The sequence below is a fragment of the Tateyamaria sp. LSS28 genome, assembly GCF_059611725.1.
Map to the genome: position 1 here is coordinate 1 of NZ_JCAPFI010000019.1, position 1,059 is coordinate 1,059.

The following is a 1,059-nucleotide window of genomic DNA, read 5'->3' on the forward strand; positions in this document are numbered from 1 at the left end:
CATGACCATAGACAAGAAGATTACCGATGATCTGGTTGCGAACGACATTTCGTTTGTGACGACGGTGCCCTGCAAACAGCTTGCGGGTGTCATCGACGAGATCGACCAGCACCCCGACATCTTCCACATCCCGTCGAACAAGGAAGACGAGGGGATGGGCTTGTGTGCCGGCGCATGGATGGGCGGCAAGCGCCCGGCCATCATTATGCAGAACACGGCCATCGGGGTCACCATCAACACGCTGGCCACGTTGATCCAATACTACCGGATGCCGCTGCCGATGCTGATCAGCTACCGGGGTGAGCTGCGCGAGCCTGTGGCTTGCCAGGTCGAGATGGCCGTGCACACCAAGGCGCTGCTCGCGCAGATGAACATCCCGACCTACCACTTCCATCACCAGAAAGACGTGGAAGAGCTGGATATGATCCTGAAATACACTTTCATGTGCAACAAACCCGTGGCGATCCTGACGGATGCCAACTTTTGGGGAGGCTATGGCGACCAATGATCCGTTCTGAAATTCTGAAGGAAATTGCACCCATCCTGCGCGACCAACTGGTGGTTTGCAACATCGGCATCCCCAGTCAAGAGCTGCACGCCATCGACGATCAGCCCACCAATTTCTACATGCTGGGCACGATGGGCCTTTCGTCGTCCATCGGGCTGGGTCTTGCGCTGGCGCAGGACAAGACGGTGATCTCGATCGACGGGGACGGTTCAGTTCTGACCAACCTGTGCACGCTGCCGACGATCGCCAACAATGTGGCCGACAACTACATCCTGATGATCATCGACAACGGGTCCTATGGCTCCACTGGTGACCAGCCAACCTACACTGGCAAGAAAACATCACTTGCGGGAATGGCCCGCGCTGCGGGATGCGAGAATGTGGTCGAGGTGATGGATGTCGACACCGGCCCTGCGCTTGAGAAGGCGATTGCGGAGCGCAAGATGACCGTGATGGTTGTCAAATGCGACAGCGGCAACGCCAAAATGCCGGTGATCACCATGGATCCCGTCGTGATCAAGGACCGGTTTATGAAAGCGGTCACGGCCTGA

The 1,059-nt window shown here is 57.2% G+C and carries 2 protein-coding genes; both read left to right on the plus strand.

All coding sequences use genetic code 11. From position 1 onward, the window contains the following. The first annotated feature begins 1 nt into the window (after position 1). Complete coding sequence (comD, locus tag AC53L6_RS24215; protein ID WP_299196401.1) at positions 2 to 508, plus strand: sulfopyruvate decarboxylase subunit alpha; 507 nt, start codon at positions 2 to 4, stop codon at positions 506 to 508. After that, a complete protein-coding gene (comE, locus tag AC53L6_RS24220; protein ID WP_299196403.1) occupies positions 505 to 1,059 on the plus strand; it encodes a sulfopyruvate decarboxylase subunit beta in 555 nt (184 codons plus the stop codon). The genes comD and comE overlap by 4 nt, the downstream gene beginning before the upstream one ends.